Below are 11,925 nucleotides of genomic sequence, written 5' to 3' on the forward strand. Positions count from 1 at the left end.
GGTCACTCTGCCCGGGCACGGACGTGGATCGGGGCGAAAGGCTCATTCTGCACCAGTTCGATCAGGGATTCCTTCACCAGTTCGAGAATCGCCATGAAGGTGACCACCACGCCGAGCTTGCCCTCCTCGCGGGTGAACAGCTCGACGAACGGCACGAAGGCGCCGCCCTTGAGGCGCTCCAGCACTTCGCTCATGCGCTCGCGGGTGGACAGGGTCTCGCGGGTGATCTGGTGGCTTTCGAACAGGTCGTTGCGGCGCATGACCTCGGCCATGGACAGCAGGATCTCCTCCAGGGCGACCTCGGGTAGCAGCTTGCGCGCCTTGGCCTGAGGGGCCTCCAGGCGCGGCACCACGACCTCGCGGCCAACCCGTGGCAATTCGTCGATACCCTCGGCAGCAGCCTTGAAGCGTTCGTATTCCTGCAAGCGGCGGATCAGCTCGGCGCGCGGGTCGCCCTCCTCCTCTTCCACCTCGCTGGAGCGTGGCAGCAGCATGCGCGACTTGATCTCGGCGAGCATGGCGGCCATCACCAGGTACTCGGCGGCCAGTTCCAGGCGCACGCTTTTCATCAGCTCGACATAGCTCATGTACTGACGGGTGATTTCCGCCACCGGGATGTCGAGGATGTCGACGTTCTGCTTGCGGATCAGGTACAGCAGCAGGTCCAGCGGGCCCTCGAAGGCTTCGAGGAAGACTTCCAGGGCGTCCGGCGGGATATACAGGTCGACCGGCATCTCGGTCAGGGCTTCGCCGTAGACCAGGGCCAGTTGCAGCTGGAACGGCGCTTCAGCCTCGATGGCCGGCGCCTCGGGCGCGTCCACCTGGCTCACGCGTTGGCCAGGAACGGCGTGGGGTCGCCGCAACCTTCGCGAATCAACGCAGGTTCGTCGCCGGACAGGTCGATGACAGTGGATGCCTTGAGGTCACCGAAGCCGCCATCGATGATCAGGTCGACGTGATGCTCCAGGCGCTGACGGATCTCGTAAGGGTCGGTCATCGGCTCTTCATCGCCCGGCAGGATCAGGCTCACGCTCATCAAGGGCTCACCGAGCTCTTCGAGCAAGGCCAGGACGATGGGGTTGGAGGGTACGCGCAGGCCAATGGTGCGGCGTTTTTCGTGCATCAGCAGGCGCGGCACTTCACGGGTGGCATTGAGGATGAAGGTGTAGGGGCCTGGAATGTGCGCCTTGAGCAGACGGAAGGTCGCAGTGTCGATCTTGGCGAAGGTGCCCATCTGCGAGAGGTCGCAGCACAGCAGGGTGAAATTGTGGTTCTTGTCCAGCTGGCGCAGGCGGCGGACGCGCTCGATGGCGTTCTTGTCGCCGATCTGGCAGCCCATCGCATAGGCCGAGTCGGTCGGGTAGACCACGACCCCACCCTTGCGGATGATCTCGACCGCCTGCTTGATCAGGCGCGCCTGCGGGTTTTCCGCATGAATCTGGAAAAATTGGCTCACGAAGTCATCCTGTTCATACCGCCATAGGCTGTTCATGTCGGAATCGGCGCCACAGGGGTGGCAGGTCCTCGGGCAAGGGCCGGTAGGCACCGATCTCGCCCCAGGTGCCAGGGCCATGGAAGTCACTGCCGGCGCTCGCCAGCAGGCCGAACTCACGGGTGAGGATGGACATCGTCCCCACCTGCTCGGGCGGCATCATCCCATTGACCACTTCCAGTGCCTGCCCGCCTGCCTGAATATAGTCGGCAATCAGCCGTCTGCGCTTGCTGCGTGTCAGTTCGTAATGCATGGGATGGGCCAGGCTCACCCAGGCATTGGACTGGCGTAGCGTGGCGACAGTTTCCTCCAGCGTCGGCCAGTGCAGCTTGACGTCGCCCAGCTTGCCGGCCCCCAGCCACTTGCGGAAGGCCTCGCCACGGTCCTTGACGAAGCCGGCGCGCACAAGGAATTCGGCGAAATGCGGACGCGCCGGGGCGTTGCCGCTGTCGCCCAGCTCCTGCTGCACGGCCCGCGCGCCGTCGAGCGCGCCGGGCATGCCCTTGGCCGCCAGCTTGCGATCGATCTCCTCGGCGCGCAGCCAGCGGCCACGGTGCAGGTTGTCGATGGCTTCGAGCAGGGGTGGCGCATCCAACGGGAAATCATAGCCCAGCACATGAATGGTCGCGCCGCCCCAGGTGCACGACAACTCGACGCCGCTGACCCACTGCATGCCTTGTTCGGCGCACGCCTGGCGCGCCTCGGGCAGGCCTTCGAGGGTGTCGTGGTCGGTGAGCGAGAGTGTCCGCACCCCATGCTCGTGGGCCCGGGCGACCAGCGCCGTGGGCGACAGGGCGCCGTCGGAGGCCGTGCTGTGACAGTGCAGATCAACATTCATGGAGGAGCGCTTTCGCAGGAATCGATGTTTGTTATTATGCCGTCACATCCCGCTTCTGGCTGCCACTGTGAAACAATTCATCGATTTCATCCCGCTGCTGCTGTTCTTCATCGTCTACAAACTGGACCCACGCCCGGTCGAATTCGCCGGCCACGGCTTCGAGTTCGGCGGGATCTACAGCGCCACCGCCATGCTGATCGTCAGCTCCGTGGTGGTCTACGGCGCGCTGTTCCTGCGCCATGGCAAGCTGGAAAAGGGCCAGTTGCTCACCCTGGTCGCCTGCCTGGTGTTCGGCGGCCTCACGCTGGCCTTCCACAGCGAAACCTTCCTCAAGTGGAAGGCGCCGGTGGTCAACTGGCTGTTCGCCCTGGCCTTCGCCGGCAGCCACTTCATCGGTGACCGGGTGCTGATCAAGCGCATCATGGGCCATGCCCTGACACTTCCCGAAACAGTCTGGAACCGCCTTAACGTGGCGTGGATCGGCTTCTTCCTGGTGTGCGGCGCCGCCAACCTGTTCGTCGCCTTCACCTTCCAGGACTTCTGGGTCGACTTCAAGGTATTCGGCAGCCTGGGCATGACCGTGATCTTCCTGGTGGCCCAGGGTGTCTACCTGTCGCGCCACCTGCACGATGCCGACCCCTCCACCTCCAAACCCAAGGACTGACATGCTCTACGCCATCATCGCCAGCGACGTCGAAAATTCCCTGGAAAAGCGCCTGGCCGCCCGCCCCGCCCACATCGAGCGCCTGCAACAGCTCAAGGCCGAAGGCCGCGTGGTGCTAGCCGGCCCGCACCCGGCCATCGACAGCAACGACCCGGGCGCAGCGGGTTTCAGCGGCAGCCTGATCGTCGCCGAGTTCGACTCGCTGGCCGCCGCCCAGGCCTGGGCCGACCAGGACCCGTACATCGCCGCGGGTGTCTACGACAAGGTCGTGGTCAAGCCGTTCAAGCAAGTCCTGCCTTAAGCGCCAGCGCCGTAGGAGCCGGCCTTGCCGGCGAACACCGGCGTAGCCGGTGCCAGCCACCGCAGTGCCTGGTTCGCCAGCAAGGCTGGCTCCTACGGGTTACGCAGTACGCCCTATTCAAAATTTCCGACCTACGGCCGACAACCTCCTGAACCGATACGAATCAGGAGTTCCAATGCGTCAAGGTCCAATGTCCCTGCTGCTTTGCCTGTCACTGCTGTCCCCTCTCGCCGTGGCCGAGCAGCCGCTGTCGCTGGAAGCCGGGGCGCGGATCACCGAGCTGCAGCAGCGCCTGGAAGAAAGCGAGCAGCAACGCAATGCGTTGAACCAGCAGCTGCAGAGCCAGGACAGCACGCGCGAAAGCGCCCAACTGACCCGCCTGCGCCAGGACAACCAGCGCCTGAAACAGACCATCAAGGAATTGCAGGCCGGCGCCAACCTGCCCCAACGCCTGCTCACCGACCAGCAGCAATGGTTCCTGATCGGTTCGGTCGTTGCACTGTTGTCGGCAGTCTGCGGTATCTTAGCCAGCGGCGGACACAGAAGACGCCGTCAATGGTTGAATTGAGTGAAACATGAGCGAGCTGTTACTGATTGATGATGACCAGGAACTGTGCGAGCTGCTCGGCAGCTGGCTGACCCAGGAAGGGTTTGCGGTACGTGCCTGCCACGATGGCCAGAGCGCGCGCCAGGCCCTGGCCACCCAAGCCCCGGCGGCGGTGGTGCTGGATGTCATGCTGCCTGATGGCAGCGGCCTGGAACTGCTCAAGCAGCTGCGCAGCGAACATACCGACTTGCCGGTGCTGATGCTTTCGGCCCGCGGCGAGCCGCTGGACCGCATCCTGGGCCTGGAACTGGGCGCCGACGACTACCTGGCCAAACCCTGCGACCCTCGCGAGCTCACCGCACGCCTGCGCGCGGTACTGCGCCGCAGCCACCCCAGCGCCCCCAGTAGCCAGGTCGAGGTCGGCGACCTGGCCTTCAGCCCGGTGCGCGGCGTGGTCAGCATCGACGGCCGCGAGATGACCCTCACGCTCTCCGAGAGCCGTATCCTCGAAGCCCTGCTGCGCCAGCCCGGCGAGCCGCTGGACAAGCAGGAACTGGCGCAGATCGGCCTGGGCCGCAAGCTCACGCTGTATGACCGCAGCCTGGACATGCACGTCAGCAACCTGCGCAAGAAGATCGGCCCTCACCCCGACGGCCGACCACGCATCGTCGCCCTGCGCAGCCGCGGCTACTACTACAGCCTCTGATCCCTGTAGGAGCGGCTTCAGCCGCGATCACCCGCGAAGCGGGTGCCAGGTACCGTGGTGCCTGGATCGCGGCTAAAGCCGCTCCTACACCCGCCGCGCATCTTTACCCAGCCTTTACCCTCGCCTGACCGCCCTTGACCTTGCTTTCCCTAGACTGGGCTCATCCGGTAAACACCGGCCCATGACAGGAGAGACACCATGCGCAAGACCCTTATCGCCCTGATGTTCGCCGCCGCCCTGCCGACCGTGGCCATGGCCATGCCTGAAGGCGGCCCGCGTCACGACGGCCCGCATCATCGCGGTGACGCGCCTTTCGCCCAACTGGACCTGAGCCGCGACCAACGCCAGCAGATCGGCAAGCTGATGGGCGAGCAGATGCAACAGCGTCGCGACATCACCGAGCGCTACATCAACAAGCTGCCCGCCGCCGACCAGAAGGCCATGAAGGACGAGATCAAGGCCAGCCACGACAAGACCGAAGGCCAGATCCGCGCCCTGCTCAAGCCCGACCAGCAGAAGAAGTTCGACGAACTGCAGAAGGAGCGCGCCGCGCGCAAGGCCGAATGGCAGGAGTTCCAGGCCTGGAAAGCTGAAAAAGCCACCAAGGCCCAGTAAGCTGTCCACCCACGGCCCGGCCCGCAACGATGCGGGCCGGGCTTTGCCCATTGCATGGAGGTGCTTGTCGTGCGTTCACTGTTCTGGCGCATCCTGGCCAGTTTCTGGCTGGCCATCACCCTGGTCGCCGGCCTGTCGATCCTGCTCGGCCACATGCTCAACCAGGATGCCTGGATCCTCAGCCGTCATCCGGGCCTGAACAACCTGGCCAGCCACTGGGCCCAGCACTATGAACAGGAAGGCCTGGAATCGTCCCAGCGCTTCCTGGAGCGGCGCAAGCAACGCTACCGGATCGACGTCCAGGTGCTCGACGACAGTGGTGACGCCGTGGTACCCGGCACCTTCCCGCGCCGCGCCGCCGCCTTCGAGGCACGCCAGCACAACGACGAGCGCCGCCTGCCCTGGCGTCGCCTGACCGAGGAATACACCAGCCCCACCAGCGGTGAGACCTACTTGCTGATCTACCGCATCCCCCATCCGGAGCTGGCCGCTTGGCATCGCGAAAGCCTGATCTGGCCGCTCAGCGCCCTGGGGATCGCCCTGGTGGTGCTGACCTTGTTCAGCCTGCTGGTCACCCTGTCGATCACCCGCCCGCTCAGCCGCCTGCGCGGCGCTGTGCACGACCTGGGGCAGGCCAGCTACCAGCAGAACAGCCTGGCCCGCCTGGCGGTGCGCCGTGACGAGTTCGGCGTGCTGGCCAACGACTTCAACAAGATGGGTGCCCGCCTGCAGAGCCTGATCGGCAGCCAGCGCCAGTTGCTGCGCGATGTCTCCCACGAACTGCGCTCACCGCTGGCGCGCCTGCGTATCGCCCTGGCCCTGGCCGAGCGCGCCGAGCCCGAGCAGCGCCAGGCCCTGTGGCCGCGCCTGACCCGAGAATGCGACCGCCTCGAGGACCTGATCAGTGAAATCCTCGTGCTGGCCCGGGTCGACGCCGAGCAGGCCCATGCCGAACCCGTGGATCTCAACGCCCTGCTGGGCAGCGTGCGCAAGGACGCCCAGCTCAGCGCGCCGGAGCAGGAGGTGAAGCTGGAGGCGCAGCCGGGGTTGGTCCTGCAAGGGTGGCCGACTTTGATCGAGCGGGCGCTGGACAACCTGCTGCGCAATGCCTTGCGGTTCAATCCGGCAGGTCAGCCGATCGAGATTCGCGCGAGCCGCGAGCAGGAACGGATCGTGTTGAGCGTGCGTGATCATGGGCCTGGGGTGGCGGCGGAGCACCTGGCGCAATTGGGGGAACCGTTTTTCCGCGCTCCGGGTCAGGATGCGCCGGGGCATGGATTGGGGTTGGCGATTGCGCGCAAGGCGGCGGAGCGACATGGAGGGACGCTGACGGTGGGGAATCACCCGCAGGGTGGTTTCATTGCGACACTCGAGTTTCCCTGCAAGGTCAGGGTTGGCTGACCGATCCCGGGGCTGCTGCGCAGCCCTATCGCGACACAAGGCCGCTCCCACAGGTTATCGCAATCGTCTGTGGGAGCGGCCTTGTGTCGCGATAGGGCCGCACAGCGGCCCCATTTATCTCATTCGCCCCAGGCGCTGACGTACTGGGCGGTCTCCAGGATCGGCGCCGTGCGCGGCTCCCCCATCGGCGTACCGACATACAGGTAACCGATCACTTCCTCGTTCGCCTCCAGCCCCAGCCCCTTGTGCACATGGGCATCGAAAGCCATGTCGCCGGTGCGCCATACCGCACCGATGCCTTGAGCATGAGCCGCGATCAGAATGCCATGGGCAGCGCAGCCGGCGGCCAGACGCTGTTCGATCTTCGGCACCTTGAAATGGTCCTGCAAGCGAGCGACCACCACGATCAGCAACGGCGCGCGCAACGGCATCGCCCGGGCCTTGTCCAGCGCGGCCTGGGTGGCATCGCCCTTGGCCTGCACCGCTTCGGCGAACAGCTCGCCGAGCTTCTCGCGGCCCTGGCCTTCGATGGTCAGGAAGCGCCAGGGACGCAGCTGGCCATGGTCCGGTGCGCGCAACGCGGCCTGGAACAGCGCCTCGCGCTGGGCAGCGTTGGGCGCGGGGTCGGTCAGGCGCGGGACGGAAACACGGTTGAGCAATGCGTCGAGAGCCTCCATCGGCTACCCTCCTGGCAAGTTGAAAGTGCGGCCATTCTGCACTATTGCGCCGCCATCGTGGGAACGGGCTCGATCACGCGTTTACATCACCTCCCCCGCAGGTAGAATGGCGCCCTTTCCGTTGCGAGTCAGGGCAGATCACATGGCATTGCCGACCTTAAGGATCATTGGTTTCATCATCGGCATCTTCCTGATCACCCTGGCGGTGAGCATGGTCGTGCCCATGGCGACCCTGGTGGTCTTCGAGCGCACCGGCGACATGCCGTCGTTCCTCTGGTCTAGCCTGATCACCTTCGTCGCAGGGCTCGGCCTGGTCATGCCCGGGCGGCCCGAGCACGTGCACCTGCGCCCTCGCGACATGTACCTGCTGACCGTCAGCAGCTGGCTGGTGGTCTGCGTGTTCGCCGCCCTGCCGTTCCTGCTGACGCAACACATCAGCTACACCGACGCCTTCTTCGAAAGCATGTCCGGCATCACCGCCACCGGCGCCACCGTGCTCAGCGGGCTGGACACCATGTCACCCGGCATCCTGATGTGGCGCTCGATGCTGCACTGGCTGGGCGGCATCGGCTTCATCGGCATGGCGGTGGCGATCCTGCCACTGCTGCGCATCGGTGGCATGCGCCTGTTCCAGACCGAATCCTCCGACCGCTCGGAGAAGGTCATGCCGCGCTCGCACATGGTCGCCAAGTCGATCGTGGCGGTGTACGTCGGCATCACCGTGTTCGGCAGCCTGGCCTTCTGGTGGGCGGGCATGAACCCGTTCGATGCAATCAACCACGCCATGTCGGCGATCTCCACCGGCGGTTTCTCCACCTCCGACCAGTCCCTGGCCAAGTGGGACATCCCGGCGGTGCACTGGGTCGCGGTGGTGGTGATGATCCTTGGCAGCCTGCCGTTCACCCTGTACGTGGCCACCCTGCGCGGGCACCGCAAGGCGCTGATCAAGGACCAGCAGGTGCAAGGCCTGCTCGCCATGCTGGTGGCCACCTGGCTGGTCCTCGGCACCTGGTACTGGGCGACTACCGACCTGCACTGGCTCGATGCCTTGCGCCATGTGGCGCTGAACGTCACCTCGGTGGTCACCACCACCGGCTTCGCCCTGGGCGACTACAGCATGTGGGGCAACTTCTCGCTGATGCTGTTCTTCTATCTCGGTTTTGTCGGCGGCTGCTCCGGCTCCACCGCGGGCGGCATCAAGATCTTCCGCTTCCAGGTCGCCTACATCCTGCTCAAGGCCAACCTCAACCAGTTGATCCACCCACGCGCGGTGATCAAGCAGAAGTACAACGGCCACCGCCTCGACGAAGAGATCGTGCGCTCGATCCTGACCTTCTCGTTCTTCTTCGCCATCACCATCTGCATCATCGCCCTGCTGCTGTCGCTGCTGGGCGTGGACTGGATGACCGCACTGACCGGCGCCGCCGGCACGGTCTCGGGCGTGGGCCCAGGGCTGGGCGAAGTAATCGGCCCGGCCGGCAACTATGCCAGCCTGCCGGACGCCGCCAAGTGGATCCTTTCCGGCGGCATGCTGCTCGGCCGCCTGGAGATCATCACGGTGCTGGTGTTGTGCATGCCGGCGTTCTGGCGTCACTGATCACCAGGCGCGCGCGGTACTCGCTCGGGGTGGCGTCGAACCAGCGGCGAAACGCCCGGTAGAAATTGCTCGGGTCGGCGAACCCCAACAGGTAGGCGGTTTCCAGCAAGGTCGTGCCCGGCTGGGCGAGGTACTGCTCGGCCAGTTCCCGGCGGGTGTCGTCGAGCAGGGTCTGGAAGCTGGTGCCCTCGTCTTGCAGGCGACGTTGCAGGGTGCGCTGCGACAGGTGCAACGCCTGCGCCACGGATTCACGCTTGGGTTCGCCCTGGGGCAGGATGCGACACAACACCTGGCGTACCCGGTGGGTCACGCGGCTCTCCGAGAAGCGCGCCAGGTATTCACCGGCAAAACGGTCGTGCAACACCGCCATCGCCTCGTTGGCCGTGGGCAGCGGCGCTTCCATGTCGGCACGCTCGAACACCAGTGCGTCATGGGGCGCGCCGAACACCAGCGGCGCGTGGAACGCCACCTTGTACGGCTCGACATCGCGTGGTTGTGCGCCCTGGATCAGCACGCGCCGCGGCTGGATCGGCCGCCCGCTGAGCCAAGTGCTGAGCGATAACGCACAGGCCAATGAAGCCTCGGCGCTATGGCGGGTCGGCGGCAAGTGGTCGCCATGCACGGTCAACACCAGCGCATAACCTTCGGGGCCAAGGCGAAAGCTCAGGTCGGAGCTTTCCGCGATGATCCGCTGATACCGCACCAGGCGTTCAAAGCCCTCGGCCAGGGTGCGGCTGGACATCAGCGCATAGCCCACCACATGAAAAGAGGCCGGCCGCACCACCCTGGCCATGTTCAGGCCGATGGCCTCGTTGCCGGACAACTCGACCGCCAGCTGCCACAAACGCGTCATGGCATCCTGGGGGAAACGCGCGTCGGGGTCATCCAGCGCGGTGAAATCGAGCCCGAGTTGCTTGAACATGCTCCGGCAATCGAGCCCTTCCAGCTCGAGCGCCTTGACAATCCCTGATGCCCAGCTGGCTGACGTGGTTCTCTCACTCATGACAGGCTTCTTGTGCTGACCGCTCCTGCGGTGAACCAAAAGGATACTCAATTGGCGCTCATTGTCACTGGCCGGGGCCATCAGTGACTCTAGACTCGATTCAGGCTCCACGCCGTGTATGCTGTAGGCATCCGCGACTTCCGGAGCACCGCCATGACCAGCACCGCGCAGTTTCGCAGTTTTGCCGAGTTCTACCCCTACTACCTCGGTGAGCACAGCAACGCCGCCTGTCGCCGCCTGCACTTCATCGGCACCAGCCTGGTGATCGCCCTGCTCGCCTACACCCTTGCCAGCGGCAAATGGCTGTTGCTGCTGGCCGTGCCGCTGGCCGGCTACGGCTTTGCCTGGGTCGGCCATTTCTTCTTCGAGAAAAATCGCCCGGCCACCTTCACCCACCCCTGGTACAGCCTGGTGGGCGACTTCGCCATGTTCCGCGACATCCTGCTGGGGCGCATCAGCCTCTGATCGGCCCGCTGGGCCAGGTTCGCGTCCCGCCTGGCCACTGTCAAAGCCCAAGGCTTGGCCAACACTGGCGGCATACTCGGCAGCAGTGGCGCTCAGGTAATGAACAAACAAGCGAGCTTCAACCACATGCGCGACGGCACGGCCCAGGACTGGGCGATCATCGCCGACGACTTTCGCGCCTACTCCCGCCAGCTACCGCAACGCATCCTGGCCCACTTGCGCTTGCTGGACGGTGATTTCGGCGGTTTCCCCATCGATCGCCTGAGCCACTCGCTGCAGACCGCCACCCGCGCCTACCGCGACGGGCGCGACGAGGAGTACGTGGTCTGCGCCCTGCTCCATGACATCGGCGACACCCTGGGCAGCTACAACCATCCGGATATCGCAGCGGCCATCCTCAAGCCCTTCGTCAGTGCCGAGAACCTGTGGATGGTCGAGAAGCACGGGATATTCCAGGGCTACTACTTTTTCCACCACCTGGGCATGGATCGGCATCTGCGCGAGCAATTCAGCGAGCACCCGCAATACCAGCGGACCATTGAATTCTGTGCCCGCTATGACGCGGCGGCGTTCGACCCGGACTACGAAAGCCTGCCGCTCGCTTTCTTCGAACCGATGCTGGGCCGGGTGTTCGCCCAGCCACGGCAGTCGGTCTACAAGGCAGCGCTGTAGGAGCGGCTTCAGCCGCGATGATGTAGGCATCGCGGTATCTGGCACCCGCTTCGCGGGTGATCGCGGCTGAAGCCGCTCCTACAGAGGTAGAGTCAAACCGGCTCGCTCAGCGACGCCAGCTGTTCTGCTGCCTCACGCGCCTGGGCCTCAGCAAACCGATAAAGCTCGATCTGCCCGTCCCAGTGCTCGATCAGCGCCGTGCAGGACTCCACCCAATCGCCGCAGTTGAGATACTCCACCTCCCCCATCCGGCGAATCTCGGCATGATGGATATGCCCGCACACCACCCCCTGGAAACCTCGCCGGGTGCATTCATGGGCAATCGCATCCTCGAAATCGCTGATGAAGTTCACCGCGCCCTTGACCTTGTGCTTGAGATAGGCCGACAGCGACCAGTAACCGTAGCCGTAGCGCGCCCGCCAATGATTGAGCCAGCGATTGAGCACCAGGGTGAACTCGTAGGCCCGGTCGCCAAGGAAGGCCAGCCAGCGGTGGTAACGGGTGATCACATCGAACTGGTCGCCATGCACCACCAGCAGGCGCCGGCCATCCGCGGTCAGGTGCTCGGCCTCGTCCACCAGCTGGATATTGCCGAGGATCAGCTTGGAGTAACGCCGCAGGAACTCGTCATGGTTGCCCGTGACATAGATCACCTCGGTGCCGCGCTTGCTCATGGTCAGCAACCGGCGGATGACGTTGGTGTGGGCTTGCGGCCAGTAGATGCCGCCGCGCAGCTTCCAGCCATCGATGATGTCACCGACCAGATAGATGCGGTCGGCCTGGTAGCCCTTGAGGAAGCTCGACAAGTGCTCGGCCTGGCAATCCCGGGTGCCCAGGTGCACATCGGAGATCCACAGGGTGCGCACACGCTGCTTGCGTGACGGGCGGGCGAGTTCGGCATGGGTCATGGGCAGGCTCCGGCACTGTTTGCTGGAGACTGGCAGGCA

General features: G+C 64.9%; 15 protein-coding genes. 9 read left to right on the forward strand and 6 right to left on the reverse strand.

Translation table 11 applies throughout. From position 1 onward, the window contains the following. Nucleotides 1–2 precede the first annotated feature (2 nt). The 3 genes from PSEEN_RS18015 to PSEEN_RS18025 form a co-directional block, all read right to left on the reverse strand. On the reverse strand, nucleotides 3–701 hold the full coding sequence (locus PSEEN_RS18015; RefSeq protein WP_162042954.1) for a segregation and condensation protein A: 699 nt from the start codon (nucleotides 699–701) through the stop codon (nucleotides 3–5). A 125-nt stretch (nucleotides 702–826) separates the two neighbouring features. Further along, entirely contained in the window at nucleotides 827–1,456 is a 630-nt protein-coding gene (locus PSEEN_RS18020; RefSeq protein ID WP_044488858.1) for an L-threonylcarbamoyladenylate synthase, read from the reverse strand. 13 nt (nucleotides 1,457–1,469) lie between these two features. Continuing rightward, entirely contained in the window at nucleotides 1,470–2,330 is an 861-nt protein-coding gene (locus PSEEN_RS18025; protein WP_011534986.1) for a PHP domain-containing protein, read from the reverse strand. 67 nt (nucleotides 2,331–2,397) lie between these two features. On the opposite strand from PSEEN_RS18025, the gene PSEEN_RS18030 reads away from it, so the two are divergent. The 6 genes from PSEEN_RS18030 (at nucleotide 2,398) to PSEEN_RS18055 (ending at nucleotide 6,564) form a co-directional block, all read left to right on the forward strand. Continuing rightward, the gene (locus tag PSEEN_RS18030) at nucleotides 2,398–2,994 is read left to right on the forward strand and encodes a septation protein A (RefSeq protein ID WP_011534987.1); all 597 of its coding nucleotides are present in this window, start codon (nucleotides 2,398–2,400) and stop codon (nucleotides 2,992–2,994) included. Nucleotide 2,995: 1 nt separating this feature from the next. Then, on the forward strand, nucleotides 2,996–3,295 hold the full coding sequence (locus PSEEN_RS18035; RefSeq protein WP_011534988.1) for a YciI family protein: 300 nt from the start codon (nucleotides 2,996–2,998) through the stop codon (nucleotides 3,293–3,295). A 175-nt stretch (nucleotides 3,296–3,470) separates the two neighbouring features. Continuing rightward, a complete protein-coding gene (locus PSEEN_RS18040) occupies nucleotides 3,471–3,863 on the forward strand; it encodes an SH3 domain-containing protein (RefSeq protein ID WP_011534989.1) in 393 nt (130 codons plus the stop codon). A gap of 7 nt (nucleotides 3,864–3,870) precedes the next feature. Next, nucleotides 3,871–4,548, forward strand: coding sequence for a response regulator transcription factor (locus PSEEN_RS18045; protein ID WP_011534990.1), 678 nt, complete (start codon nucleotides 3,871–3,873; stop codon nucleotides 4,546–4,548). A 198-nt stretch (nucleotides 4,549–4,746) separates the two neighbouring features. Beyond that, a complete protein-coding gene (locus PSEEN_RS18050) occupies nucleotides 4,747–5,163 on the forward strand; it encodes a Spy/CpxP family protein refolding chaperone (RefSeq protein ID WP_011534991.1) in 417 nt (138 codons plus the stop codon). A 54-nt stretch (nucleotides 5,164–5,217) separates the two neighbouring features. Next, a complete protein-coding gene (locus PSEEN_RS18055) occupies nucleotides 5,218–6,564 on the forward strand; it encodes a sensor histidine kinase (protein WP_044488319.1) in 1,347 nt (448 codons plus the stop codon). Between the two features lie 119 nt (nucleotides 6,565–6,683). Here the strand turns inward: PSEEN_RS18055 and PSEEN_RS18060 are convergent, their stop codons facing one another. Beyond that, entirely contained in the window at nucleotides 6,684–7,241 is a 558-nt protein-coding gene (locus tag PSEEN_RS18060) for an NAD(P)H nitroreductase (RefSeq protein WP_011534993.1), read from the reverse strand. A 142-nt stretch (nucleotides 7,242–7,383) separates the two neighbouring features. On the opposite strand from PSEEN_RS18060, the gene PSEEN_RS18065 reads away from it, so the two are divergent. After that, nucleotides 7,384–8,838 carry a TrkH family potassium uptake protein gene (locus PSEEN_RS18065; RefSeq protein ID WP_044488320.1) on the forward strand — a complete coding sequence of 485 codons (1,455 nt, stop codon included), beginning with the start codon at nucleotides 7,384–7,386 and terminating at the stop codon, nucleotides 8,836–8,838. Here PSEEN_RS18065 and PSEEN_RS18070 read toward each other — a convergent pair. Beyond that, the gene (locus tag PSEEN_RS18070) at nucleotides 8,795–9,841 is read right to left on the reverse strand and encodes an AraC family transcriptional regulator (protein WP_011534995.1); all 1,047 of its coding nucleotides are present in this window, start codon (nucleotides 9,839–9,841) and stop codon (nucleotides 8,795–8,797) included. The genes PSEEN_RS18065 and PSEEN_RS18070 overlap by 44 nt on opposite strands. Nucleotides 9,842–9,994: 153 nt before the next feature. Here PSEEN_RS18070 and PSEEN_RS18075 point away from each other — a divergent pair, with 153 nt between their 5' ends. Beyond that, on the forward strand, nucleotides 9,995–10,306 hold the full coding sequence (locus tag PSEEN_RS18075) for an Mpo1-like protein (protein ID WP_011534996.1): 312 nt from the start codon (nucleotides 9,995–9,997) through the stop codon (nucleotides 10,304–10,306). 99 nt (nucleotides 10,307–10,405) lie between these two features. Then, nucleotides 10,406–10,978 (forward strand): HD domain-containing protein, encoded by a 573-nt coding sequence (locus tag PSEEN_RS18080; protein ID WP_011534997.1) that lies wholly within the window; start codon nucleotides 10,406–10,408, stop codon nucleotides 10,976–10,978. Between the two features lie 92 nt (nucleotides 10,979–11,070). On the opposite strand, the gene PSEEN_RS18085 is transcribed toward PSEEN_RS18080, so the two are convergent. After that, nucleotides 11,071–11,886 carry a UDP-2,3-diacylglucosamine diphosphatase gene (locus PSEEN_RS18085; RefSeq protein WP_011534998.1) on the reverse strand — a complete coding sequence of 272 codons (816 nt, stop codon included), beginning with the start codon at nucleotides 11,884–11,886 and terminating at the stop codon, nucleotides 11,071–11,073. Between the last annotated feature and the right edge of the window lie 39 nt (nucleotides 11,887–11,925).

The sequence above is a fragment of the Pseudomonas entomophila L48 genome, from assembly GCF_000026105.1.
Lineage (GTDB): Bacteria > Pseudomonadota > Gammaproteobacteria > Pseudomonadales > Pseudomonadaceae > Aquipseudomonas > Aquipseudomonas entomophila.

Coding starts and splice junctions, on each gene's coding strand:
- PSEEN_RS18025 (WP_011534986.1), bottom strand. CDS start 2,330: ATGAATGTTGATCTGCACTGTCACAGCACGGCCTCCGACGGCGCCCTG.
- PSEEN_RS18055 (WP_044488319.1), top strand. CDS start 5,218: ATGGAGGTGCTTGTCGTGCGTTCACTGTTCTGGCGCATCCTGGCCAGT.
- PSEEN_RS18080 (WP_011534997.1), top strand. CDS start 10,406: ATGAACAAACAAGCGAGCTTCAACCACATGCGCGACGGCACGGCCCAG.
- PSEEN_RS18050 (WP_011534991.1), top strand. CDS start 4,747: ATGCGCAAGACCCTTATCGCCCTGATGTTCGCCGCCGCCCTGCCGACC.
- PSEEN_RS18070 (WP_011534995.1), bottom strand. CDS start 9,841: ATGAGTGAGAGAACCACGTCAGCCAGCTGGGCATCAGGGATTGTCAAG.
- PSEEN_RS18065 (WP_044488320.1), top strand. CDS start 7,384: ATGGCATTGCCGACCTTAAGGATCATTGGTTTCATCATCGGCATCTTC.
- PSEEN_RS18040 (WP_011534989.1), top strand. CDS start 3,471: ATGCGTCAAGGTCCAATGTCCCTGCTGCTTTGCCTGTCACTGCTGTCC.
- PSEEN_RS18035 (WP_011534988.1), top strand. CDS start 2,996: ATGCTCTACGCCATCATCGCCAGCGACGTCGAAAATTCCCTGGAAAAG.
- PSEEN_RS18085 (WP_011534998.1), bottom strand. CDS start 11,886: ATGACCCATGCCGAACTCGCCCGCCCGTCACGCAAGCAGCGTGTGCGC.
- PSEEN_RS18075 (WP_011534996.1), top strand. CDS start 9,995: ATGACCAGCACCGCGCAGTTTCGCAGTTTTGCCGAGTTCTACCCCTAC.
- PSEEN_RS18045 (WP_011534990.1), top strand. CDS start 3,871: ATGAGCGAGCTGTTACTGATTGATGATGACCAGGAACTGTGCGAGCTG.
- PSEEN_RS18060 (WP_011534993.1), bottom strand. CDS start 7,241: ATGGAGGCTCTCGACGCATTGCTCAACCGTGTTTCCGTCCCGCGCCTG.